The sequence below is a fragment of the Janthinobacterium sp. GW821-FHT03C08 genome, from assembly GCF_059420905.1.
Genome location: NZ_JBWKUP010000006.1, coordinates 117,581 through 141,512 on the forward strand (window position 1 = coordinate 117,581; position 23,932 = coordinate 141,512).

26 protein-coding genes are annotated in these 23,932 nt (G+C 60.8%); 22 read left to right on the forward strand and 4 right to left on the reverse strand.

The features are described from left to right. The first annotated feature begins 59 nt into the window (after window positions 1-59). The 4 genes from AC07VL_RS09940 (at window position 60) to AC07VL_RS09955 (ending at window position 3,136) form a co-directional block, all read left to right on the forward strand. Complete coding sequence (locus AC07VL_RS09940; RefSeq protein ID WP_494805677.1) at window positions 60-1,316, forward strand: tyrosine-type recombinase/integrase; 1,257 nt, start codon at window positions 60-62, stop codon at window positions 1,314-1,316. A 60-nt stretch (window positions 1,317-1,376) separates the two neighbouring features. Beyond that, on the forward strand, window positions 1,377-1,652 hold the full coding sequence (locus AC07VL_RS09945) for a hypothetical protein (RefSeq protein WP_494805678.1): 276 nt from the start codon (window positions 1,377-1,379) through the stop codon (window positions 1,650-1,652). Between the two features lie 4 nt (window positions 1,653-1,656). Further along, window positions 1,657-2,181: a helix-turn-helix transcriptional regulator gene (locus AC07VL_RS09950; RefSeq protein WP_494805679.1), complete on the forward strand. Its 525-nt coding sequence runs from the start codon at window positions 1,657-1,659 to the stop codon at window positions 2,179-2,181. Between the two features lie 106 nt (window positions 2,182-2,287). Beyond that, window positions 2,288-3,136, forward strand: coding sequence for a hypothetical protein (locus AC07VL_RS09955; protein ID WP_494805680.1), 849 nt, complete (start codon window positions 2,288-2,290; stop codon window positions 3,134-3,136). 62 nt (window positions 3,137-3,198) lie between these two features. Here the strand turns inward: AC07VL_RS09955 and AC07VL_RS09960 are convergent, their stop codons facing one another. Then, a complete protein-coding gene (locus AC07VL_RS09960; protein ID WP_494805681.1) occupies window positions 3,199-3,579 on the reverse strand; it encodes a helix-turn-helix transcriptional regulator in 381 nt (126 codons plus the stop codon). 132 nt (window positions 3,580-3,711) lie between these two features. Between AC07VL_RS09960 and AC07VL_RS09965 the strand changes: the two genes are divergently transcribed. From AC07VL_RS09965 to AC07VL_RS09980, 4 genes are all read left to right on the forward strand, one after another. Further along, window positions 3,712-4,650: a hypothetical protein gene (locus tag AC07VL_RS09965; RefSeq protein WP_494805682.1), complete on the forward strand. Its 939-nt coding sequence runs from the start codon at window positions 3,712-3,714 to the stop codon at window positions 4,648-4,650. 77 nt (window positions 4,651-4,727) lie between these two features. Next, window positions 4,728-5,210, forward strand: a complete 483-nt coding sequence (locus AC07VL_RS09970; RefSeq protein ID WP_494805683.1) for a hypothetical protein — start codon at window positions 4,728-4,730, stop codon at window positions 5,208-5,210. 22 nt (window positions 5,211-5,232) lie between these two features. Next, entirely contained in the window at window positions 5,233-6,048 is an 816-nt protein-coding gene (locus AC07VL_RS09975) for a TIGR02391 family protein (protein ID WP_494805684.1), read from the forward strand. Window positions 6,049-6,057: 9 nt separating this feature from the next. Continuing rightward, the gene (locus AC07VL_RS09980; protein WP_494805685.1) at window positions 6,058-7,491 is read left to right on the forward strand and encodes a restriction endonuclease; all 1,434 of its coding nucleotides are present in this window, start codon (window positions 6,058-6,060) and stop codon (window positions 7,489-7,491) included. Between the two features lie 34 nt (window positions 7,492-7,525). Here the strand turns inward: AC07VL_RS09980 and AC07VL_RS09985 are convergent, their stop codons facing one another. Beyond that, window positions 7,526-8,641 carry a hypothetical protein gene (locus tag AC07VL_RS09985; RefSeq protein ID WP_494805686.1) on the reverse strand — a complete coding sequence of 372 codons (1,116 nt, stop codon included), beginning with the start codon at window positions 8,639-8,641 and terminating at the stop codon, window positions 7,526-7,528. Window positions 8,642-9,290: 649 nt separating this feature from the next. Here AC07VL_RS09985 and AC07VL_RS09990 point away from each other — a divergent pair. The 4 genes from AC07VL_RS09990 (at window position 9,291) to AC07VL_RS10005 (ending at window position 13,588) form a co-directional block, all read left to right on the forward strand. Further along, on the forward strand, window positions 9,291-10,118 hold the full coding sequence (locus AC07VL_RS09990; RefSeq protein ID WP_494805687.1) for a DUF932 domain-containing protein: 828 nt from the start codon (window positions 9,291-9,293) through the stop codon (window positions 10,116-10,118). Window positions 10,119-10,197: 79 nt separating this feature from the next. Next, a complete protein-coding gene (locus tag AC07VL_RS09995) occupies window positions 10,198-12,240 on the forward strand; it encodes a ParB/RepB/Spo0J family partition protein (protein ID WP_494805688.1) in 2,043 nt (680 codons plus the stop codon). A gap of 64 nt (window positions 12,241-12,304) precedes the next feature. Beyond that, complete coding sequence (locus AC07VL_RS10000; RefSeq protein WP_494805689.1) at window positions 12,305-12,517, forward strand: hypothetical protein; 213 nt, start codon at window positions 12,305-12,307, stop codon at window positions 12,515-12,517. A gap of 756 nt (window positions 12,518-13,273) precedes the next feature. Further along, window positions 13,274-13,588, forward strand: a complete 315-nt coding sequence (locus AC07VL_RS10005; RefSeq protein WP_250626938.1) for a DUF736 domain-containing protein — start codon at window positions 13,274-13,276, stop codon at window positions 13,586-13,588. Window positions 13,589-13,655: 67 nt separating this feature from the next. On the opposite strand, the gene AC07VL_RS10010 is transcribed toward AC07VL_RS10005, so the two are convergent. Then, complete coding sequence (locus AC07VL_RS10010; protein ID WP_494805690.1) at window positions 13,656-13,949, reverse strand: helix-turn-helix domain-containing protein; 294 nt, start codon at window positions 13,947-13,949, stop codon at window positions 13,656-13,658. A 318-nt stretch (window positions 13,950-14,267) separates the two neighbouring features. On the opposite strand from AC07VL_RS10010, the gene AC07VL_RS10015 reads away from it, so the two are divergent. The 9 genes from AC07VL_RS10015 (at window position 14,268) to AC07VL_RS10055 (ending at window position 21,709) form a co-directional block, all read left to right on the forward strand. Beyond that, window positions 14,268-14,618, forward strand: coding sequence for a DUF2958 domain-containing protein (locus AC07VL_RS10015; protein ID WP_494805691.1), 351 nt, complete (start codon window positions 14,268-14,270; stop codon window positions 14,616-14,618). 365 nt (window positions 14,619-14,983) lie between these two features. Continuing rightward, window positions 14,984-15,739, forward strand: a complete 756-nt coding sequence (locus AC07VL_RS10020; protein WP_494805692.1) for a DUF2285 domain-containing protein — start codon at window positions 14,984-14,986, stop codon at window positions 15,737-15,739. Window positions 15,740-15,864: 125 nt separating this feature from the next. Then, window positions 15,865-16,140, forward strand: a complete 276-nt coding sequence (locus AC07VL_RS10025) for a helix-turn-helix transcriptional regulator (RefSeq protein WP_062794374.1) — start codon at window positions 15,865-15,867, stop codon at window positions 16,138-16,140. Between the two features lie 86 nt (window positions 16,141-16,226). Then, window positions 16,227-17,000 (forward strand): replication initiator protein A, encoded by a 774-nt coding sequence (locus AC07VL_RS10030; RefSeq protein WP_494805854.1) that lies wholly within the window; start codon window positions 16,227-16,229, stop codon window positions 16,998-17,000. Between the two features lie 289 nt (window positions 17,001-17,289). Next, window positions 17,290-17,928 (forward strand): ParA family partition ATPase, encoded by a 639-nt coding sequence (gene parA / locus AC07VL_RS10035; RefSeq protein ID WP_494805693.1) that lies wholly within the window; start codon window positions 17,290-17,292, stop codon window positions 17,926-17,928. Then, window positions 17,925-18,176 (forward strand): chromosome partitioning protein ParB, encoded by a 252-nt coding sequence (locus AC07VL_RS10040; RefSeq protein WP_494805694.1) that lies wholly within the window; start codon window positions 17,925-17,927, stop codon window positions 18,174-18,176. The genes parA and AC07VL_RS10040 overlap by 4 nt, the downstream gene beginning before the upstream one ends. After that, window positions 18,173-18,718: a DUF2840 domain-containing protein gene (locus tag AC07VL_RS10045; protein ID WP_494805695.1), complete on the forward strand. Its 546-nt coding sequence runs from the start codon at window positions 18,173-18,175 to the stop codon at window positions 18,716-18,718. Before AC07VL_RS10040 ends, AC07VL_RS10045 begins: the two co-directional genes overlap by 4 nt. Further along, complete coding sequence (locus AC07VL_RS10050) at window positions 18,715-19,302, forward strand: S26 family signal peptidase (RefSeq protein ID WP_494805696.1); 588 nt, start codon at window positions 18,715-18,717, stop codon at window positions 19,300-19,302. Before AC07VL_RS10045 ends, AC07VL_RS10050 begins: the two co-directional genes overlap by 4 nt. A gap of 448 nt (window positions 19,303-19,750) precedes the next feature. Then, on the forward strand, window positions 19,751-21,709 hold the full coding sequence (locus AC07VL_RS10055; protein WP_494805697.1) for a DUF3363 domain-containing protein: 1,959 nt from the start codon (window positions 19,751-19,753) through the stop codon (window positions 21,707-21,709). 67 nt (window positions 21,710-21,776) lie between these two features. On the opposite strand, the gene AC07VL_RS10060 is transcribed toward AC07VL_RS10055, so the two are convergent. Further along, window positions 21,777-22,685: a LysR family transcriptional regulator gene (locus tag AC07VL_RS10060; protein ID WP_494805698.1), complete on the reverse strand. Its 909-nt coding sequence runs from the start codon at window positions 22,683-22,685 to the stop codon at window positions 21,777-21,779. A 155-nt stretch (window positions 22,686-22,840) separates the two neighbouring features. Here AC07VL_RS10060 and AC07VL_RS10065 point away from each other — a divergent pair, with 155 nt between their 5' ends. Then, window positions 22,841-23,821, forward strand: a complete 981-nt coding sequence (locus tag AC07VL_RS10065) for an aldo/keto reductase family protein (protein ID WP_494805699.1) — start codon at window positions 22,841-22,843, stop codon at window positions 23,819-23,821. The last annotated feature ends 111 nt before the right edge of the window (window positions 23,822-23,932 follow it).

Genomic DNA, 23,932 nt, shown 5'->3' on the forward strand with positions numbered 1-23,932 from the left:
TCAGCAGGTCTCCTGACCCCTGACGGTAAAACGCCGTCACGAACAGGAGGAAAACCTCGATGCTTACCGACACCGCACTGCGCAACCTCAAGCCTAAGTCCAAGATATATAAGGCTTCTGACCGAGATGGCATGTACGTGACGGTATCGACTACCGGTACCGTCACCTTCCGCTACGACTACCGTCTCAACGGGCGCCGAGAGACGCTGACCATCGGCCGCTACGGGCCCGCCGGCATTTCGCTGGCACTCGCCCGCGAGAAGCTGATCGACGCCAAGAAGGCCGTGGCTCAGGGCAAGTCCCCTGCGTTGGAGAAGCAGCGCGAGAAGCGCCGCCTGACCGCCGCCAAGACCTTCGGCGAAATGACCGAAAAGTGGTTGGCGGGTGCTCGCATGGCCGACAGCACCAAGGCGATGCGCAAGAGCATCGTCGATCGGGACATCCTGCCGGCGTTCGAGAACCGCCAGCTCAACGAAATCACCGCCGACGACCTGCGCGCCTTGTGCAACAAGGTGAAGGCGCGCGGCGCGCCAGCCACAGCGGTACATGTTCGCGACATCGTGAAGCAGGTTTATGCCTTCGCCATCCTGCACGGCGAGAAGCTGGACAACCCGGCCGAGGACGTGGGCGCAGCGTCGATCGCCACCTTTGTGCCGAAGGATCGCGCTCTGTCGCCGCTGGAAATCCGATTGATGGCACGGCAAATGGAATCGGTGGCTACCTATCCGACCATCCGGCTGGCACTCCGCATGATCTTGCTGACGCTGGTGCGCAAGAGCGAACTGATCCAGGCCACCTGGGATGAGGTCGATTTCGAGAACGCAACCTGGACCATCCCGAAGCAGCGCATGAAGGGGCGCAACCCGCACGTAGTCTACCTGTCACGTCAGGCGCTCGATATCTTCGTGGCGTTGCACACCTGCGCGGCCGGTTCCAAGTTCGTGCTGCCGTCGCGCTACGACGCCGACCGCTGCATGTCAAACGCAACCTTGAACCGCGTCACGCAGATCGTGGCCGAGCGCGCCAAGGCCGCCGGCCTGCCGCTGGAGCCGTTCACCGTCCACGACCTGCGCCGTACCGGCTCGACGCTGTTGAACGAAATCGGCTTCAACCGCGACTGGATCGAGAAGTGCCTCGCACACGAGGACGGACGTTCCTCGCGCTCGATCTACAACAAGGCCGAGTACGCCGAGCAGCGGCGCCACATGCTGCAGGAGTGGGCCAACATGGTCGATGCCTGGATCGACGGGCAGACCTACGTCCCGAAGCTGATGCCGGAGAACGTAGTAGTGCCGACGTTGAGCGCAACAGCCTGATATGGCGGCTTGGTTGTCACTTGACAACTAGGCCAATCATCCCCATACTGGAGATCACTGATGGCTCGTTCCGCCCATCCGAAGAAAGACGTTGAGGAAGCTCTCAGGCACGCCGAAGGGCAGGGCTGGCGCGTCGAAGTCGGCGGCAGCCACGCCTGGGGGCGGATTTATTGCCCGTACAACGATGAGGAATGCCGCTGCGGCGAGTTCTGCATCACGTCGGTATGGAGCACGCCAAAGAACCCCGGCAACCATGCTCGCGCCTTGCGGCGTGTCGTGGATAACTACACGACGCATCGCAAGCGGCGTGAGGCTGATGACGATGCCAAGGAGTAGCGCGATGGAATACACCTTCACCTTGAAGTACCAGCTTGCCGACGACGACCGCGACCCGGATGCGTTGGTCGAGCGACTGGGAGAAGCTGGCTGCGACGATGCCCTGGTTGGCATCGGGCAGCCGGGGCGGCTGGCGCTGGAGTTCACCCGCGAGGCGGCCAATGCGGATGAGGCTGTGCGCAGCGCACTAGCCGACGTGCGCCGCGCCGCGCCGTCGGCCAGGCTCATCGAGGTAACGCCGGATTTGGTAGGTCTGACCGACGTGGCTGACATTGTGGGCGTGTCGCGGCAGAACATGCGTAAGCTGATGCTGGCCCATCCAGGCAGCTTCCCGGCGCCGGTCCATGAAGGCAGTGCGTCGATCTGGCACCTGGCAGACGTGTTGGTCTGGCTACAGGCCAAGGGCAGCTATACGCTGGCCAAGGATATTCTTGACGTGGCACGGGTGGCCTTGCAGGTCAACCTGGCGAAGGAAGGCCGGCGATTGCAACGCTCGGTTTCCAAAGATCTCCAATCTCTGTTTGGCTAGGAGCCGCAGCTTGGCGCAGATTCTCGGTGTCTATTACCGTCGACGTGTGAGCCAATTCGGCTATTTCCATAAAAATACTTGCCCATTCATGCAGGGAGAACCGTAATTGCCTTTCAGAAATATTCCAACGGACGAAATGCGCAACATTGTCCGACACCAAATTGAGACGCTAGAGCGTTGGTTGCGCCGCTTGATCGACGACGTTGTTCGGGACCATTACGGTGGCACGCTTCTGAACTTGCCGATGAAAAAGGAAGCCTTGAATAAGGCTCTGCTTCGTCGAGAGACGGAACCAAGCCGATATCCTCGGGAGGTAGACGCTCTTTTGTTTGACGACCTTATCGCTATCATTTGCAACCGGCAACAGTACGTGCACTTCCAAGACGCGCTGAGCGGTGCTTTTCAGAACGGCGAAAATGAGGCGCGGACCTATCTCAAGCGCATAGTCGATCCGCGAAATCCTCTCTCGCATGCTAACGAGATTACTAGTCATCAAGCGCTGCAGGCGATGTGCTATTCGACCGACATCCTGGAATCACTTAAGGCTTACTACAAGAAAATCAACATGGCTCAGACTTATAACGCGCCGTCTTTTATTCGAATTTGGGATGATCGCGGTAATGTCGGCGAGGCTATCCAACTCCCAACGGATGGCGCCGTACGCCACCTTGACTTCAAGGAAACGCAGCTTCGCCCTGGTGACGTTCTGCTGCTGGAGGTCCAGCCAGATGAGAGTTTCCCCGAGGACTCATACAACATTCGTTGGGTGGTGAATAATATAAGTCCCCCACAATACGGGAAGGGGCGAAAGTTCTCGGTAGTGCTCGAAAACCGACATGTATCCGCAAACGGCTTTATGGTCAGTGTGGAGATGATCTCGAATAAAGACTGGCATCGATACGGTAATGCAGACGATCGAATCGGTCTTCGCTATTCGATATTGCCACCTGTCTAGCCACCCGTCTAAAAAGCGGAGTAGCGCAACTGGGATGTACGGTACTGGAACCAGGCCTCATATTAATTCGGGTCCGCTAGCACTGGGCGAGTTTTTCGTAGACGGACATCCGGCTTTGAGGTGCTGACGCGAGGGGCTTGCTTGCGCGCTTCGATCCACGCTTCCACCTCGGCCAGATCCCACACAACGCATCGAGGTGTCAGATTGAAGCGACGCGGAAACTCACCACGGCGCTCCATCTCGTAGATCGTCGTTTCGGCTAAAGGGACAATCTGCCGCAACTCTTGGCGGCGGATGGTGCGACGAAATGGCAGAACGCCATGTTTGGTGAATTGAGGGAGGTCGCCATAGGCGTTCGAGCCGGGTAGGGGAAGAGACGCAGGCTGCGGGCGAGTTTCGGCGCTGTTGTCGCGTCGGATTTTCTCTAACGGGTTATTCTGCATGTCGAACTCCGTGTCATTTGGCGACGCAAGGTTCGCCACCAAGATATGGTGGCTTTCATTGACTATCGCGGAAACTCACAGGAGCGTAGCGAGGCGTACTGAAGACAAATAGCAGTAAAAAAGGGAGCGAGGATGGCGACGATAACGGTTTCTCCGGTTCATTTCGAGGACTACGGTGGTACCCAGTTCGAGCGCCTTGTTTTTGCGTACCACGTGCGTGCTGGCTGGCGAGACCTGATTTGGCACGGCCAATCAGGAGGTGACCAAGGACGGGATATCTCGGGTATTGAGCCATTTGATGACCAGCCGGCTCGCAAGACGATCATCCAGTGCGCGAACCGAGACACGCTGACACTGGCAAAAGCCAAGGGCGACATGAGCAAGGCGGTCAAGGCTACAGGCGGGACCCCTGATGTCTTTAAGTTCGTGTCTCGTGGTGCCGTCTCGGATGCAGGTCGAACACGGATCGAGCAAGCCGCAGCTTCCCTCGGCGTCGCACATGTGACGATATGGTCGGGCGTGGAGTTCGAAGAAAACTTGCGGCTTCGCGCTGAGTATCTGCTGCACCGCTTCGTCCAGGGCGTCGAGTTTCCTGACGCTGAGGCTGATATTCGAAAATTCGCGGATGACTTTCCCGACCTTTCGGACGCCGATGCGCTGCAACTGATGGCGGCCGTGTTTGACCGACCGGCATTTCGCACGCCATTTCAGCAGGAAAGCTCGCTACCTGCTTTTCAGCAGGCAATCGAAGACACCATTGGCGCACTCAACACCGGCGTCTGGCGAACGCGCGAGGGCGACGAGATCAGGCGCATACCTTCGATCCATCATCTTCAAGATCAACGTACCCAAGCAGTGCTGGCAACGGTGGTTCGCCAGGTCGACCAACTGCGGCGTATCTTCGTAACCCGCCTCAAGGAAGGGACGATCAGACACTGCGAATGCGGTCAGCGGGATTGCCCCACGTACATGCTCACGCATCACGTCGCTGACGAACTGGACGAGGCTAGGCGGAAAATCCTCGCGACGTTTCGATCAGTGTATGCGTCCTTCAGTGTGAACCTCGGTTAGGTGATGAAAACAATGGAATCCACAACGAGCACGCTGCACCCGGAAGCTCAAGAAAATTCGTCAGGTATGCGAGCGTGATGATGGCACTGACCCCCGATCAAATTCACTACCTCAACCAATACGCGCCAGGCGAAGCTGTGGCACACGCATTGTCCGAGCTGTTGGTCAATGACCATGATTTACTCGGCATCGATGCTAACGAACGGTCCATCACCTTTCGCTTTGCGATGTATCTCCAGCTACGTTTCCCTGGATTGACCGTAGATTGCGAATACAACCGGGATGGCACAGAACCTAAACGGCTCGGACATTTAGAGCTTTACCCAGACAGCGAAGACGATGAGGCGAAGACAGTATTTCCAGATGTGATCGTGCATCGGAGGGGGACACGACAGAATCATCTGGTCTTGGAATTCAAGAAATCAACGAGTCGCGTCGATAGGCAGATCGATCTTCGGAAACTTCGGGGTTATAAGCAGCAGCTTGGCTACGAGCACGCTCTGTTTGTAGAGGTTGGCACCGAGGGGCAATCGATTATCACTGCGCTTGAATGGGCCTGAGAGACGATAGAAAGATAATTCCATGACACGTATTCCATCATTCAGCTCTCAGCACCTTGAGGCCGCCTGCCGCGTTCTTGCCGATACTGAACGTGGCTTGAGTGGGACGCAGATCGAGCGACTGCTGCAAGAAATCGAGGTTGCCGATACATCGCCTGGTATGACCAAATGGAAGCGACTGTTCAATGCGCTCGCAGGTGCGCAGAACCAGCATCAGGTCGGCAACCATCTCATCATGTTCATCAACCGTGCGATGAATCCGGTGAGTTACGCCCGCGAGCCGGCGGTGTTCGCTTGGCGGCGAGACGAACTCAATGTTGTCCTGGCCTTTTCCGGCTTCTATGTCCGTGAGGATGGCAAGGTCGCGAACGCCGACAAGGCAACAACACTCGGTGCGGCACGCGCCCGCGCCGGGAGGCTTAAGGCCGCGCTGGAAAGCCGCGCCGTGCATGCGGAAGTTTTGAGCTATTGCCGCGCCGAACTAATGGACGAGAACTATTTTCATGCCGTATTCGAGGCGACGAAGGGCGTTGCGGAGCGGATTCGCCAATTATCGGGATTGAGCGGTGATGGCGCCGATCTAGTGAATAAGGCATTTGCGGGACAACAACCCGTTCTGGCCTTAGGACCACTCACCACCGACTCAGAAAAGAGCGAGCAGAAAGGTTTTGCGAACCTACTGATTGGCCTATTCGGCGCCGTGCGCAATCCGCTAGCGCATGCGCCAAAGACGAATTGGCCTATGTCCGAACAGGACGCACTGGACATCCTTACGTTGGTTTCGCTGATTCATCGCAAGCTGGACGGCACGCAAAAAACAACGATCACCGCACCGTAGGGGAACTGCATGAGCTACACGGACTGGCGCGTCTATCAGGAGGCCACCGCAGAAGTATTTCGACGTCTTGGATGCAACGCCCAAGTTGACTTTCGCGTCACTGGTGCTCGGGCAACACACGACATCGACGTCTATGCGACTTTTCTTCGGTCGGGCATCCTCTGCACTTGGGTGATTGAATGCAAACTGTGGAAAACACGCGTTCCCAAGGAGAAGGTACTTGCACTCAAGAGCCTCATTGATGACCTTGGTGCCGATCGCGGAATCATAGTCAGCGAGGCCGGCTTTCAGCCAGGCGCACAGGATGCAGCACGAGGGACGAACATCACTCTGGTAACGTCTTTGGATGATTTCGCCAAAACGGCGCTGGCAGCAACGTCAGAAGTCCCGCTTACGCTGAACAGCGGTGGTGACGGAGAGCCAATTTACCAGTTTCCCAATCGCGCTGAACCACATGATGTGCTCTTGCATGACAACTTCATCATCACTGGAAATTGGGCCGGATGCAGCATCTCCATCATCAATCCAATATCCAAAGCAATCGTACGCACCATCGACCTAGACAAATACGAGGCGATTTCTTCGCAAGATGGTGCGAGAGAGATTCGGAGCCATCCTCCTGGCAGCTTGGTCATCGCAGACGGTCGTTTGTTTGTCGGCCAAGTTTTTTCGGAAGTTGTGCTCGTTATCGATTTAGCTACGCACGCTATCGTCAAAAGGATAACTTTACCAGGCGGGGGGGATGGGCAGCTCGCAGTGTCGCAGGACGAAAAAGAAATCTATTTTGCGAGCAATCGAGTCAGCCAGTTCTACATCATCGACAGCGCCACCTATGCTGTTACGACAGTAGCTTATCCCGAAGGAGGTCGAGGTTGCATGTCATTGCTGCGACATCCGACGCTGCCGCTACTTTACATTGGCATTCAACGCGGCGGCCGCATCGACGGGCAGAGTTACCCGCATGCCAACTGTTATTTGGCCATCTACGATCTCAGTCGTCAAACTTACATCGCGGAAGCTCAGCTCGCCGAGGTCAAAAACGGACGAGCAGATGACGCTACCCCGGCATGCCTCACATATGATGATCGTCACAACCGGATCTATGTCGGTATGTTCCAGTCCGAGCGCGGTATCTGCGTGACCGAGCCGGCATCTGGAGCGCTGATTCAAGACATTCGCTTTGCCTCAAATGACAGGAACGGCGCGTTTGCATGGGCGGACCCACTATCGCAAGCGGTCAGTGGCGATTTGCTGCTATCGGTCAACCGAAACAATCGTGAGCTAGTAGCGTTGGATCGTGCCTCGCTTCAAATGAAGAAGAGCCTATTCGTTGGTGAAGCGCCTAACGGCCCGAGGGCGGTTTTGGTTTGGGGAGATCACGCCGTGGTCAGCTATCCAGGTCGAAATGGATTGCTCTTCATTCCACTTGAAGCACTGAGATAAATAATATTTATTTCTGGCTGTAGCCTGGTCGCGTTTAGCTTTGAAAATGCGCCCGTAATTCTTCTTCGATCTTCTTTCGTTCCGCTCGCAGGTCAGAATCTTCAGGCAGCGCAATTCCCAAATCCTGAATCTGCTTGAGTTTGCTCCATGCTTCGTAGTCGTGGAACGGGTTGAGGCCCATCACGTTGCCAAGGCTTTGGTCAGCGTGACCTATTGATGTCGATATGTTGGCGAAGGTGGAAATAGCGCGGCCAAGATCCCAGCTATTCACGAACAAGAGAAGAGCCGACAGCGCCAACACACAGGTTGCAATATCTCCATACTTGCTCCGGTTGGCATCTTTGATCGGGGCATAATTCTCGGAAATAAACCGTGCGAGCACGAGACTTTGCTCGTACTTCGGCTGAAGAACCGTAGGGTCAAAAACGATCTCGCCCTGATAGCGTTTCATCAAGGACTCCATACGGTCAACCACATGATGTGTCCAAAGGCGCTTTTCGCGAAGAATATCCAGAGTTGGCTTGTAACGCTCGCCCAGGATGCGTGCGGACTCTATCGACCAATCGAAACCCGGCATGGCCGCAATTTCACGGGTAAGAGGTATTCCCTGAGGTAGTTGGCCAAGCGAGGGGCTGGCTATGCGCCAAAGTGTGTCAAGCCATCTAGGGACTTGTGGGTCAAGAGTTACTTGAAAAGATGTCTTGATCTTTTCCTCGAAAAACCACTCGCGCATGTCGCGGATCGCCTTTTGGCTAAAGGCCCCTATCTGGATTCCGCTGCAAACGAGTTCGCGTACCGCCTTCGTCAAATTTGAGTTAGCGATCCCAAATTGGACTAGGTTCTCGGGTGTGAAGTTTGTCGCGTCGTTCGATGCATAGTCACATTGAGGGCGATGACCGGGGGATACAAAGCGAAAGCACGCCTGTCGTATTGCTTTTTTCGTAGTTCGTGAGATGGCCTCTTTGACGATATCCCCACCGGTCACAAAGCAGCATGGGCATTCGAGGTCAGAGCGCAGAAATTCTCGCCATGAATCCGGTATCTGATCGGCTATAGAGTCCTGTAGCCCATTTCTTTGAGATAAGGCGCGAAGAACTTGCTCAACATCAAGTTCCTTTGCTTCAGAGATCAAATACGCAGTTAAAGGCATTGGGCCATCCGTAATTAGTCGATGCGGCCGATGAAAATCGGTTTTCTGTTCATCCTATAAGTTCGGATGGCTTACGGACCAATTTTAACAAAGCGAGTATCCCCATAGCCTGTTTTTCGGCTAGTTGGTGGTGCCTGGCAAACAAATCATACCGATAGGCGTTGACGAATTTGTGCGTCGCCCGTCGGGCCGGGCCGCGCTGTCGTGCTTCGCATCGAGCCTCGCTGCGCGAGTCTCGCCCCCTTCGGGCGTTCATCGCTGACGCCTACGGCCCGGCTTCCAGCTTCGGGCCTGCGCGCTTCGCTTGCGTGCGGTCGGCACAAAGGGATGGCCGTTGCCTGTCCAGCCGTCTTCTCTGACCCCATCACCTTACTCGCGACTGTAGCCCGCGTCCGTGTGCCGTCAAGGCGCGCAGGGCCGTGTCCTCGGCTGCGCCTGCGGGCCGCACCAACCCTGCGCTTGTCTCCTTGACGGCCCCCGTCCACGGGCTCCTTTCCGTCGCGGGCGATGAACTCAGGAAAGACGGTGGCAACGAGGCCAACCGGGTTCTTCGTGCCGACCGCACCGAACAGCCGAAAGGCTGGGCTCCGAATCTTGGAATCCGGTGTGCGGTTTGAACAGCCAACCCTTCTTTATCAGGAGAAAGATCATGCAACTCGCATCCCGTTTCGCTTCCCACTCCCCGACGCTGCGCAGCGACTACCCGCTGTCCGACGACCAAATCCGCCGCGTCGCCCCGTCCATCTTCGCGGATGCACCACACGAAAGCCGCTCCGAACGGTACGCCTACATCCCCACCGCCGCCGTGCTGGCGGAACTGCGCAAGGAAGGATTTGAACCCTTCATGGCAGCGCAAACCCGCGTGCGACACGACGATCGCCGCGACTACACCAAACACATGCTGCGCTTGCGCCATGCCAGCCAGATCAACGGCGCGGAAGCCAATGAAATAGTGCTGCTGAACTCCCATGACGGCACGAGCAGCTATCAGATGCTGGCCGGGATGTTCCGGTTTGTATGCAGCAATGGCCTTGTCTGCGGCGACACCGTGGCGGACGTGCGCGTGCCGCACAAAGGCAACGTAGCCGAACACGTCATTGCAGGCGCTTACGAAGTCTTGAGCGGCTTCGACCGGGTGAAGGAATCCCGCGATGCCATGCACGCCATCACCTTGAACGATGGCGAATCCGAAGTGTTCGCCCGTGCCGCGCTGGCCCTCAAGTACGACGACCCCGACAAGCCCGCGCCCATCACGGAATCGCAAATCCTGATGCCGCGCCGCTTCGACGACCGCCGCCCGGACTTGTGGAGCGTGTTCAACCGCACGCAAGAAAACCTGACCCAAGGCGGCCTGCGCGGGCGCAGCACCAACGGACGCCGCCAGCAGACCCGTCCGGTGCAGGGCATCGACCAAAACATCCGACTGAACCGTGCGCTTTGGCTGCTGGCTGATGGCATGCGCCAGTTGAAAGCCTGAATCCCCACGCGGCAGGGGCAGGCAGCAGCCCTTGCCGCTTCTTTCGTTGTTGCATCCCTAATCCCAAGGAGTTTTCACCATGAACGCCGTTACCCATACCGAAGCCCGCGCCATCGAAACCGCCGCCCCTCTGGAAGTGGCCGACCCGGCCAAGAACCTGATTCTGGTTCCGCTCTCACAGTTGCTTGCGCGCCGTTCCAAGCGCAATGCGCGCAAGTCACCGCGCCTGTCCATTCCCGAACTTGCCGCGAGCATCTCCCGCATCGGCCTGCTGCAAAACCTCGTTGTCATCCTCGCCGCCGATGGCGAGCAATACGAAGTGGTGGCGGGCGACCGCCGACTGACCGCCTTGAAGCTGCTGGCGAAGAAGAAGGGCATCGCCATGGGCTACGAAGTGCCGTGCCTGCTGGTGCCCGATTCTTCGGCGCGTACCGTGAGCTTGGCCGAGAACGTGCTGCGCGAGGCCATGCACCCCGCCGATCAGTTCGAGGCGTTTGCCGCGCTGGTGACCGAAGGCCGCCCGGTGGAAGACATTGCCGCCGACTTCGGCGTGTCCCCGCTGGTGGTGCAGCGCCGCTTGAAGCTGGCCAACGTCTCGCCGCGCCTGATGGCCGACTATCGGGCCGGTGGCGTGACGCTGGAACAGTTGATGGCCCTGACCATCACCGACGACCAAGCCGCGCAGGAAGCCGCGTTCTACGGTGCGCCCGAATGGCAACGCGGCGCATCCGCGCTGCGCGAACGCCTGACCGAACGCGAAATCGACGCCACGCATCCGCTGGTGCGCTTCGCCGGGCTGGACGCCTACGCGGCGGCGGGCGGCGGCATCCGCCGCGACCTGTTCGCGGAAGGCGATGCCGGAACCTACCTGACCGACGCTGCGCTGCTGGAAACGCTGGTGTGCGGCAAGCTGGATGCGCTGGCCGGGGAGGTGCGCGCCGAGGGTTGGGCGTGGGTGGAAGTCGTGCCGCACATGAGCTACGCCGAGCGGCAGGCGTTTCAGAACGCGCCGCGCCAGCGCCGCGAACCGAGCGCCCGCGAAGCCCGCCGCATCGCCTCGCTGCAAACCCGCCTCGACAAGATCGACGCCGAACTGGAAGAAGCCTACGACGCCGAGGACGAGGACAAGACCGAGGCGCTGGAACCGCGCCGCGAACAGATGGCCGGGAAACTGCAAGCCGTGGAGGATGCCTTGCAAGACTACGCCCCGGATGTGCGCGCCGTGGCCGGTGCCATCGTCACGCTCGATCGCGAGGGAGAAGCCGTGATTCACCGTGGCCTGCTGCGCGAAGCCGAGGCCAAGGCGCTGCGCACATTGGAAAAGCTGCGGCAGGGTTTCGGCAGCGCGGAAGGCGACGCCGGGAACGACGACGAAGGCGATGACGCCGAGCAGCCCAAGGCCGCGAGCCTGTCCGACCGGCTGGCGCAGCGGTTGAGCGCGCATCGCACCGCCGCGCTGCAAATCGAAGTCGCCCGGCATCCACAAGTCGCGCTGGCCGCGCTGGCGCATGGCATGGTGCAGACCATCTTGCAGGACAACCATTACGGCCACGACTTGCCGCTCGGCGTGCGCCTGACTGTGCAAGGCCGGCTGGAAGGTATGGCCCCCGACTGGCCCGATTCGCCCGCCGCCATGGCCCTGCGCGAGTTGCGGCAAGTCGCGGGCGAGGCGTTGCCGCAGGACAGCGCCGAACTGTTCGCCGCGCTGCTGGCGATGGAGCAAGACGAACTGATGCAGTTGCTGGCGGTATGCGTGGCGGCGACCGTGGACGTGGTGACGCCCCGCGCCACGGTGCAGCAACCGGGCGCGGAACTGGCGCAGGCCGTGGGGCTCGACATGGTCGCATGGTGGAAGCCGACTGCCGAAGGCTACTTCAAGCACGTTTCCAAGGCGGTGATTCTGGAAGCCGTGGGCGAGTTCGCGCCGTCGCACGTTACCCGGTTGGCGAAGTTGAAGAAGGGCGACATTGCCAGCGAGGCCGAACGACTGGCTGATGGCACCGGCTGGATGCCCGCCGTGTTTAGGAGCGGACACGACATGGAGCCGCAGGAAGGCACGCAGGACCTGGATGCGCCGGAAGATGCTACCGACGAAGAGGAAGCCCACGCGCTCGCCGCATGACCTTTGCCACCGCCGAGCGCTCCGGCACTGTTCGGGGCGCTTCGGCAGGCCAGGAGGTTTCCCCATGAACAGCCAGCACCCGACCATTCGCCCGCGCATGGCGGCGACCTATGCCTCCGACACGGTGCGCGCCCGCCGTTGGCATGGCGATGGTGACGTGCGCGGCTACCGTCCCCCTAGCGGATGGACGACTTGCGCCGACCTGACCGACATATACCCCATCAGCGGCCAGCCCTTGCCGCGTTCGGTGTGGTGGATCATCGAAACCAAGCAATAACAGCAGCCCCCGGCGCATCGCGCCGGGGGCTGTTTCCCAAAATCCGTGTGCGGCGGGCGACCGCCGCACACGGTTTCAACATCCAAAGCAAAAGCGCCACGTCGCCGCCTTCGACCAGGCGACGACGTGGCGAGCGCACAAGTGCCTTGCGCGCGGTATGGCGATCAGTGCCCGCTGACGCGGGCAACGTTTCGATGACGCCCCGCCGCCTGGGCGGAGCATGTGGGGCTACGCCCAGGCTTGCTGCGGCAGGTTGTGCAAAAGCGTGCTGTCCCCGACGCTGGCGGTTCATCGCCTGTACGTCACGAAGGACGGTTCACCGACACACCCGCCCGGCCGAGCTTATGGAGCTTCCACGTCACGCCTCAAGCACGAAGCCGCAAGCTGCGGCAGGGGCGCTCCCGCCTTGTCGCTGGGGTGTTGGCCTTGCCGCATCAGGGCACAAGCCGGTGAAGCCATCACGCGGGGATGTCGGGTTGGCCATGTCTCCTTTCGGGAGCGGTCGGCCTGTGCGTCCTTGGTTTGTTGTGAATCCTGGCGAGGGCACGGCTGCGCCTTGGGCTTCATGGCCGCAACCTTTCAGCGCAAACAATTTCCCCGCCGCTGCGCGGCTTCCTCGCGGAACAAATTCTTTGCTCTTCCAGATTCTCCACGCTGCTGCGACCGCTGCGCGGTGCGGCCGGCCCATCCCCCGCCGGCCAGATCACAACAAGGACGCACTGGCGCGATCTTGTTCAACCCGAAAGGAAAATCATCATGGCTAACATCGGCACCTTCACCGCAGACAAAGACGGTTTCACTGGCACGCTCCGCACCCTGACGCTCAACGTCAAGGTCAAGCTGGTTCCCAACGACAAGGGCAACAACGAGAACGCCCCCGACTTCCGCCTGCAGGCGGCAAGCCACGACATCGGCGCGGCGTGGAAGAAGACCAGCGAAGCCGGGCGGGATTACCTGTCCCTGACCGTGGACGATCCTTCGTTCCCGGCAACGGTCTATGCCCGCCTGATCGAAGGCGAGGACGGCACGCACGACCTGATCTGGTCGCGCAGCAAGCCTCAAGCGGCCTGACGGCCGCTCCTAGCGCCCCGCCCATTACGGCGGGGCGCAGTGCTGCTGACCGCAGCACCGCGCGCGCTTACGGCGCGTCGCGCTTCTTCAAGATTGCCTCCAACTCTTGGCGCACCTGCTCCAGAAGCTGATCGGCCTTGTACGGGCTGTCGCCGGCATAGGCCAGTGTCAGCAGCGTGAGCGGATGCACTTCCATGACCTCGCACAGCTCGGTCAATTTGTGCAGGGTCGGGCTTTTCAGGTCGCGTTCCAGTGAACTCATATAGGTACGGCTCGACACGTCAGAAAACGCTTCCTGGCTCAAGCCGCGCGCTTTTCTGATCGTCCGTAATGCCGTCGCCAATGAGTTTTTAGCCGCCACCGATGGTTTTCCCTATAAAACCAAGATGACAACCTATTGCGCCCTATAGGGCTACAATCTATAGTGTTCAATTGGTGTTATTGTTTTCCGTATTTGTGCCTTTGAGGAAATCCGCATCTGAGGATTTCGCCAGAACCGGGGAGCCGCATTCGTGTCTTTCCTGACATCCACAATTCCGCGTCTGCGTTTCTGTGCATGTACGGATTCGAGAGATTGCGCATTCGTGCTTGCGCACGAAAGCGCATATCCGCCTTGGCGGTTCCGTGCTTCGCCTGAAAGGCGTGTTCGTGCATTCGCAGATGCGTGGGATTCCTGCCCATGACCCAGCCGTTCACCACCGCCGACGAACGCGCACGCCTGCTCGCCAATGGCGCGGCGCGCGGCGCCGGCCAAAGCATCGACCCGCTGCCGGTGGTGCGACTGTTCACGCCGGATGCGCATGCGACCTGGCTGCTGGCCGCGCTCGACCCAGCCGATGGCGATACCGCGTGGGGGCTGATCGACCTCGGTATTGGCTTGCCGGCACTGGGGACGGTCAAGCTGTCCGACCTGGCGGGCATCGTTGGGCCGCAGCAGCGACCCATCCTGCGTGACCTGTATTTCCGCGCCTCGCGGCCGATATTGGAGTACGCCCGGCTGGCGAAGCGCGATGGTTCGATCCCCGACTGACGAACCATCTGCTCTCGGCTGCAGGCCATCCAGACACAGGCCGTTGCGGCGTACTGTGTCTTTCTCAGTCTGGCTCAAGACGGCTGGGGTCTGAATCGTCACTCTTGCACCAAGAGGGTGCAACATGACCCAGAAAGACATGATGTGCGGCGCGGGCTGCGGCACGGTGTCAGAGCCGCGCCCCATTTTCGGGATGCGCGGCCGTCGCACTCGGACGACCCGAGCAAGGTTTCGGAGCTAATCGGTCTTGACACTCTCTCTACAGCTTAAGTTACGCCATTCCTAATGGCGCTTTGATGTCTTGATGCCGTAGCTATTCGCGCCCGAGGTCGTGGCGACGTTCCTGTCGAACAGGAGGTCGCGTCATGGCTGATCGAAGCGCCGATTTCTGGTATCCAACCGCCGCGTATCTCTACGTGCTGCACCTGGACGGGCTCGCGCTGGCCTGGGAGTATCTACGCCGCCATCCCGACTACCGGCGCGACTGGCTGCGCCGTCGCCATCGGCCGGAAGCGGCACACGCGTGGGGCCTGCGCCTGCTGGAAGACCCGGCGCTGGATGCGCGCGACGCGCATCCAGCTTGGTTCCCCGACCATGACGCCGTGCTCCAGCTCTACCCGGACGCCGACCCGCCACCCGATGCCGAGGCCTTCGAGTTCTGGCGCATCCCGGGCCACAAGCATCTGATCCACGATGGCAAGCGCTTGGTGCTGGTGGCACGATGGCCCGGCTGCTGCGTGCGGCTCGCACTGGCACCGGGCCTGGCCGATGGCATGGCCTATCTCTATGCCGTCCGCGCGTGTGCTGCGCCCTGCGGGCGCTACCACACGATAGTGGCCGAACTAGACAAGCTGGCCGTTGTCGCCGAGACCGCGCCTGCGGCAGTGGCCCGCTCCCGGCCCACGCCTGCGGCGCTGCTGGAGTTGCACACGCTCCAGGCACTCGACGCAACCCTGGCGGGTGCGTCCTTGCGTGAAACAGCCGCAGGGCTGTTCGGCACCGAAGCCGTGGCCGGCGGCTGGTACGCCGACGGTGGCCTTCGTTCGCGCGTGCGCCGCTTGGTGCAGCGCGGCCGATTGCTGATGCGCGGCGGCTATCGCCGTCTGGCACAGCTCGAATGACCTGGGGAGGGTCGCTTTGCCTTCACTGCAAAACGACCCTCTGCGCTCCGCGCCTCTTTCTTGAGACTGCCTCCATCCGGTCGCGTTGTGTGGCCGGGCGTTCCTGACCGATGGAGGTTCTCACCATGCGACCCGCTCCCTTGCAACCTGCCGCCGCTCCCGCGCCGGCGCAGCCTCAACGCTATCTCACCAATGATGAGGCCGCCGACTACCTGCGCCTCTCGCCGCGCACGCTGGAGAAACAGCGCGTGATCGGCAACGGGCCGAAGTTCCGCAAGTTCGGCCGGCGCGTCATGTACGCGGTGGCCGACCTTGATGCCTGGGCCGACCAGCGCAGCTACGAAACCACGTCCGACCCGGAATACGCCGAGCACCACTCGGCCGACAGCCGTGCGCGCTGATCGGTGGCTCGCCGGTGGCCATCGCCCTGTCCAACCCATCGCGGGAGCGGGAACAGCTCGATCTGTTCCGCGCCTTGCCGGGCGACATGGCGCCGCGCGACAGCCAGGACCTGATGGCCTTTCCATTTTTCTCGCTGGCGAAATCGCGGCGCACGGCGCCGATCGACTTTCGCAGTGGCAACGTCACGATACGCGTGGAAGGGACACTGGAGCACGGCATCGCCACCATCTGGGATGCGGACATCCTGATTTGGGCCGCTTCGCAAATCGTGGAAGCGCGCGATGCGGGTATTCGTCCATCGCGCCTGATGCAGGCAACGCCCTACGAGATCCTGCGCTTCATCGGGCGCGGTACGTCGCTGCGCGACTACCAGCGCCTCAAGGCTGCGCTGGATCGCTTGCAATCAACCACGGTGGCCACGTCCATCCGCGAGACGACCGGGCGGCGGCTGCATCGCTTCTCGTGGATCAACGAGTGGAAAGAACTGGCCGACGCTCATGGCACGCCGCTGGGCATCGAGCTGATCCTGCCGGACTGGTTCTATGCGGGTGTGCTCGACGCAGCGCTGGTGCTCACCATCGACCCGGCTTACTTCCGACTCACGGGCGGCATCGAACGCTGGTTGTACCGCCTGGTGCGCAAGCACGGCGGCAGACAGGAGGCTGGTTGGCAGTTCGACTTCCGACACCTGTATCGCAAGTCGGGCAGCAGCACGCGGTTTTCGGATTTCGCCTACGACCTCCGCGTTTTGGTGGCGCGGCAATCGCTGCCAGGTTATGTCCTGGGCATCGAACGGATTCCGGGCGACCGGACGGAGTTATTGACCTTCCGGCCCGTGCCGTTCACGGCACGGGGATAACTGCGGGACAACCTGTGGACGGGCTCGTGCTATCAGGAGTAACGGGTATCGTGCTATCGGGAGTACGCCTATCGTGCTATCAGGAGTACGAATCGGCCGGAAAGCCAATAACGGCGCGGGTCTCGACGCCCCTTAACTTACCTAACTTAAATTCTCTAACTTTTAGTAGAAGCGCGCCGTTTCGGTGGACAACTACCGAAAGGCAAAAAACAAAGCAACCCCGAAAGCAAAAACAACCCCGGTTTTCACGACAAAAGCAGGCTGGCTTTCCAGATCGGAGGGCCGCGCCATGATCGTTGCCTTGCTCAATCAGAAAGGTGGCGTAGGCAAGACCACGCTCGCCACGCACATTGCGGGCGAACTGGCGCTGCGAGGGCAAGCGGTCATCCTGCTGGATGCCGATCCGCAGGGTTCATCGCTGGACTGGACACAGCGCAGAAGTCAGCAAGGTCTGCCCAGGCTGTTCAGCGCCGTGGGTCTGGCACGCGAAACGCTGCACCAGGAGGCCCCAGAACTCGCCAGGCGGGCCGATCACGTCATTATCGACGGGCCACCTCGTATCGCCGCCTTGGCGCGCTCCGCGCTGCTGGCGGCCGAGCGTGTCCTGATCCCGGTGCAGCCCAGTCCCTACGACCTGTGGGCCAGTGCCGAGATGGTGGCGTTGATCCGCGAAGCGCAAGTGTTTCGACCTGCGCTACGCGCGGCCTTCGTCATCAACCGGCGCGTCAGCACCACCATCATCGGCCGGGAGGCGCGGCAGTCGCTTGCCGAACAGCCGCTGCCGGCGCTGCGCTCGGAAGTGCACCAGCGCATCGTATTTGCCGACAGCGTGGCCGCCGGCCGGCTCGCACGCGAGACAGCGCCTGACAGTGCCGCCGCGCGGGAGATCGCCGCGCTCACCGATGAACTGCTGCGGTGGCCGACATGACGAGCACGCGCGGGAAACGAATCGGCATCGGCGCACGTCCGCCAGCGAATCCGCACGCTGAGGCGTGGATTCGCCAAGGCGACACCGATGCTTTGCAAAAGGGCGACCTCTACACCGCGCGCCTGACCCTCGACATCACGCCCGCCATGCGGGCGCGCATCAAGGTGTTTGCCTTCACGCGTGGCGTGACGGTGGCCGAACTGCTGCGCGCACTGCTGGAACGCGAGTTTCCGGAGAACTCCCAATGAACGTACAACCTTCGGCGGCCACGGCTGCTACAACCAACGCGAATGCGCCTTCGCTCGCGGTGCTCGCCAGACGGGCCGGCACCATACCGTTGACCCGCGTATCGCTCGCCTACGTCGAGCGGCGCATCGACCTCTATCTGCGCTTCGGTGAACCGTCACGCATCGTCCGGCTTGACCACTGGCGCCGTGTCGCGGTGTTCTTGTCGGGGGCCGTGTTTTGTCGCATCCGGTGGCAGGCCAATGACTACGGCACCATCCGTTGGGAACTCATGGTGATGCAGGCTTGCACGTCGCTGGATGAGGCGCAGCGCATCCCCGGCGTGCTGCCCGGCGCGCGGTTGCTGCTGCACGCCGAAGGCGAACCAGCTGTCCGCGCTGTGTTTGCGCAGCTCGACGCCATCGAGGCGCTGCGCATTGCGCCAGCCGACGTGTCGCCCGCGTACTGGCGCACCCTCGGCAACCGGCTCGCTGCGCGCTTGCCGCTACCCGAATACACCGCCGAGCGACATGCGGCCTGGCTGGGGGGGAGGGCGTTGCCATGACCACGCTTTCCACATCCAGCATCGCACCGCATCCTCGTTCGCGTCGGCGCGCTCGCATCGTGCTGACAGGCTTCGCCGCTGCCGGCCTCGCTGCACTGGCCTGGGCCGGTTTCGTGTCGCCGTTGCCGCGTCTGACCTACAACCCGTCCGACAGTGTCGCGGTCGGTTGGTATCGCATCGAACCGTTCGCCCATCGGACCGCCTCGCTGCCACGTCCATTGTCCGTGGACAGCATCGTGCTTGTTCCACTGCCGGCCGAAGCTGCCGCACTCGCTGCGCAGCGCGGCTATCTACCGACGCGCGTTCCGCTGCTCAAGCGAGTGGGCGCCGTATCACCGCAGGAGGTGTGCATCGCTGGCGGTATCGTTCGCATCGACGGCGTGCCTACGGCCACCGTTCTGCCAACCGACCGGCTGGGCCGCCCGCTGCCATCCTGGCAGCAGTGCCGCCGCCTTGAACCTGGCGAACTGTTCCTGTTGAGCGTGACCAACCCTGCGTCGTTCGACAGCCGCTACTTCGGGCCGATTGCTGCTTCCACCGTGATCGGTCTTGCGCATCCGGTCTGGCTGGAGACACGCCCATGATGGCCGTCGATTCGCTGCACGTTCCCGTGCATCTCATCGTGCCATCCGGTCTGTCGTTCCGCTGGTCGTCACAGTGTCGTCGCGCGTGCAGTGCGTGCGCATTCGCGCCGCACTTCGCGCAACAACCGGCGCCGCCTTCCCATGTGCAGGCGTCTTGCCTCGAACCGGCCCGGCCTGTGGCCGTGGCTGCGTTCGCCGGCAGGCTGGCTGTGGGCAGCGCAGCACCGCCGGGACGCCGAGGCCCGGAGCGAAAGCGAAGGGCAAAGGCGGAAGGCAAGATAAAAGGTCGCGGCACTACGTCGCGCGAAAAGCCAGTCTGCACGTGGGGGTGGCGCGGCACGCGCCTAGGAGCGGCAGCGTGCCGCGAAGGTGCGCAATGCCGCATCGGCATTGGCGAAAGCGTGTGCTTAGCGCGCCTGACTGCGATGGTCTTGGATGGAGTGGCCACATGAGCAGCCGCGACGATGACCTTTTCCGCGTCCGCCCTGGCGCGCCAAAGCAGCGCGGCGACGCCTTCATCAACAAGGTGCTGCGCCAGACCAACAAGGCCGGGGCCAAGCTCGGAAAGGCGGTCGGCAAAACCGGCCAGCGGCCCGGTTCTCGGCTGGGGCGCGGCCACGTCGCGGCGCGCTTCGCTGGACGCTTGCTGACCGGGAATTCCCGGCGCGTGACGATCAAGGCGCGGCTGGTCAATCTGGCGAAAGCCGGGCCGCGCTCGACCGTCGCGCACTTGCGCTACATCGAACGCGAAGGCGTCGATCGTCAGGGCGGGCCGGGCCACGCTTATGGCCCGACGACCGACGAGGCAGACACCGCCGCTTTCGAGGCGCGTGGGCGCGAGGATCGGCACCACTTCCGTTTCATAGTCTCGCCGGAGGATGCCGAACAGCTCGATGACCTGCGCACATACACCCGGCACTTGATGGCACGCATGGAGGCGGACCTCGGCACGCGCCTGGAATGGGTGGCGGTCGATCATTGGAATACGGACAACCCGCACACGCATGTCGTCTTGCGCGGCAAGGATGACTCCGGCAAAGACCTCATCATTTCCCGTGACTACATCGCCGAGGGGATGCGTCACCGGGCGTCGGAGTTGGCGACCGAATGGCTAGGGCCGCGCACCGAGCTGGAGCTCCAGCGCGCCATGCAACGCGAGGTGGATCAGGAGCGCTGGACGGCCCTGGATCGCACGTTGCAGCGCGAGGCGGTGGACGGCCTGGTGCAGCCGGCAACACTGGCCGAACCCCGGTTGCTACGCCAACGGCAAATGCTGATCGGACGCTTGCAACGCTTGCAGCGCATGGACCTGGCGACTGAGCAACAGTCTGGCACCTGGGCCATCCACGCCGACGCCGAATCCACGTTGCGGGCAATGGGCGAGCGCGACGACATCATTCGCACTATGCATCGCGCCATGAGCGGCGGGCAACGCGAGTTGGCTGTGTTCCAGCCGGGCAACGACAGTCGTACCGTTATAGGCCGCGTGGTCGGCAAGGGCTTGGCGGACGAGTTGTACGACAAAGGCTATCTAGTTATCGACGGGATCGACGGCAAGGCACACTACGTCACGCTGCCGCCACGGTCGGAGCTGGAGCAGTACCCGGCCGGCGCGGTGGTGGAGGTGAAGGCTTCGGCTGACGTGCGCGCGGCCGACCGGAACATCGCTACGTTCGCCGTTGATGGTGTGTATCGCACCGATCATCACCTGGCTGTCGCGCAGGGGCAGGCTGCGTCTGACCGCGACCCGCGCGAGGTGGTAGCCGGCCATGTGCGCCGGCTGGAAACCCTGCGTCGTGCCGGCATAGTGGAGCGCATGGCCGAAGGCGTCTGGCAGGTGCCCGCCGACCTAGCCGAACGGGGCCGACAGTACGACGCGCAGCGCCTGGGCGGCGGCGTGGCGGTGGAACTGAAATCACACCTGCCCATTGAGCGGCAGGCCCGCATCATCGGGGCAACATGGCTCGACCAGCAGTTGATCGGCGGCGGCAAGGGACTGGGTGACTTAGGCTTCGGCGGTGAGGTCAAAGGCGCACTACAACAGCGGGCCGACTTCCTCACCGAGCAGGGGTTGGCCGAGCGGCGGGGCCAGCGCGTGATCCTGGCGCGCAACCTCTTGGCAACGCTGCGTGGGCGCGAGCTGGCGAAGACCGCGCAAGAGATCGCGGCCGAAACCGGCTTGGAGCATCGGCCAGTGGCCAACGGGCAGCGCGTGACAGGCATCTACCGGCGCAGCGTCATGCTCGCCAGTGGACGTTACGCCATGCTCGATGACGGCATGGGGTTCAGTTTGGTGCCATGGCGGCCGGTCATTGAGCCACGGCTGGGTCAGACCTTATCCGCAATTGTGCGAAGAGATGGAGCGTCCTGGGAGTTTGGACGACAACGAGGACGGTCAGTCAGCTGACGAATTTTGCTCTCACCCGAAAATCCTCGCATTGACGCTGCGCGCTCCGGTTCTGTCGGCGACGATATCAGCCTTTCCGAAAGCCAATCTCCTTGGCTAGATCTACGAAAACACGCAAGCTCGCGGCCATATGGCGGCGCCCAGGATAGTAGAGGGAATACCCGGGATGTGAGGGCGTCCACTCGCTTAGAACCTCAATCAAGCTGCCTGAGGCAATGTCATCCGCAACCATCCAATCGCTCACATAGGCTAGGCCGATACCAGCCCTGCTCGCTTGCACCATCATGTTGGGCTCGTCGAGCGTAAGGCATCCAGGCACATCAATCGTCATCGCTTCGCCGTCACGCTCAAATTCCCAGCGATAGAGAGTGCCGCTTGGATAGCGCGCACGGATGCATTCATGCCCCGTCAGGTCGGCTGGAACAATGGGTCGGGGCCTATCTGCGAAGTAACTTGGCGCCCCGACTACGATATGGCGCGTGTTTGGACTGAGGGGTATGGCAATCATGTCGCGAGGAACGGCTTCGGCCAGACGTACTCCGGCATCGAACCCATCCTTGACAATATCGGTCAGTTGCCCCTCGGTTACGACTTCGACGTTCATCTCGTTGTAGCGACGAAGATACTCAATGACGAGGGGTATCAGTACATGCCGCCCGCCGGCGAGCGAGCAATTGAACCGAAGCGTACCTGTCGGTTTGCGGCTGTGATCGGCCACCGCCTGACTGGCATTGCGGATGTCCGCAAGCGCTGGGGCGATTGCCTCGACGTATTCGCGACCAGCATTAGTCAGGGCAACGGTCCGAGTCGTTCGATTGAAGAGGCGCACACCAAGGCGCTTTTCAAGACCGGCAATGGCGTTGCCAATTGCTGTCGGCGACACGTCCAGTTCAGATGCCGCTGCACGGAAACTTCCTAGCCTAGCGATGGCCACCGCCGCCTCAAGCTCCATCAATCCACTTTTGTGCGTTGTCACGATTTTTGCCTGTACCCAGTCAACTCATCTCAATTTTCACCACTATTATAGACATTATCTCGATTTTCGTGTTACCTCATCTCAGTTTGTCTCACTTATCGCGACAGTCAGAGTCCGATACGATGCAGTGATAGTCAATATAAAAGGAGTTTGGAATGCCAAAAGCACCTATCACCAACATCATCTTTGGGACCATGACGCTCGGCTACCATGGATACGGAGCCCGTGTTCATGATGTCGAGACTGCAGGCGCAATGCTCGGCGCCGTCTCCGACTTTGGTCACAGCCAACTCGACACATGCTCTGACTATGGCGACGGAAGCTGCGAACAGATGCTAGGTGACCTCCGCGCCTCCGAGCGCTTCGACATCGCTACGCGGATTCACCCAGGAAATTCTCATGGTCACGAGCCTGAGAAGTTGAAGCGGGTTTTCAAGGAGTCCCTGAAACGCTTGAAAACCAGCAAGGTCAAAATTCTCTATTTGGTGACACGCGACAGTGCCACGCCGATCGAAGCTACGTTGAAGGCCGTTCAGGAGCTTTACGAAGAAGGGCTGTTCGAAGAGTTTGGTGTAAGCAATTACAGTGCTTGGCAGGTGGCCGAAGTATACGAAATCGCATCGCGCCATGGTTGGGTAAAGCCGACCGTGTACCAAGGACTGTATAACGCGATCACACGTGCGGTCGAGCCAGAATTATTCAAATGCTTGCGCAATTACGGCATCCGCTTCCATGCTTACAATCCGCTGGCTGGCGGCGCCTTTAGCAAGAAGTTCAGCGACAGTGGTGAAGTAGCCGCCGGCTCGCGCTTCGACAGTTCTCATGCTCAAGGCAAGCTCTATCGTGATCGCTATTTGAATGATGCTTATCTTGATGCGTTGGCGGGAATTCACCGATCATGCGAAGTTCTTGGCCTTGATCCGGTGTCCGTTGCATTGCGTTGGCTGATCCACCATTCCCAGCTAAGCGCTGAGCGCAATGATGGCGTCATCATCGGAGCCTCATCACTCGCGCATCTTCGGCACAATCTTTCAGCCGTAACTGAAGGTCCGCTGCCGCTCGATGTTTTGACCTCTATCGATGATGCGGCCGTCAAGGCCCAACCGAAATGGCCGCCTTATTTCTTTGGCGTCTAAGTTATAGCCCAACCAGCGTATGGAAGGTGCTCCAGAACTCACTCCCACCTGAGGCTGGTGGAAGATTGTCGTGTTCCTTTGCCCAACCGCATCTTGAATGCCTGTTCATAC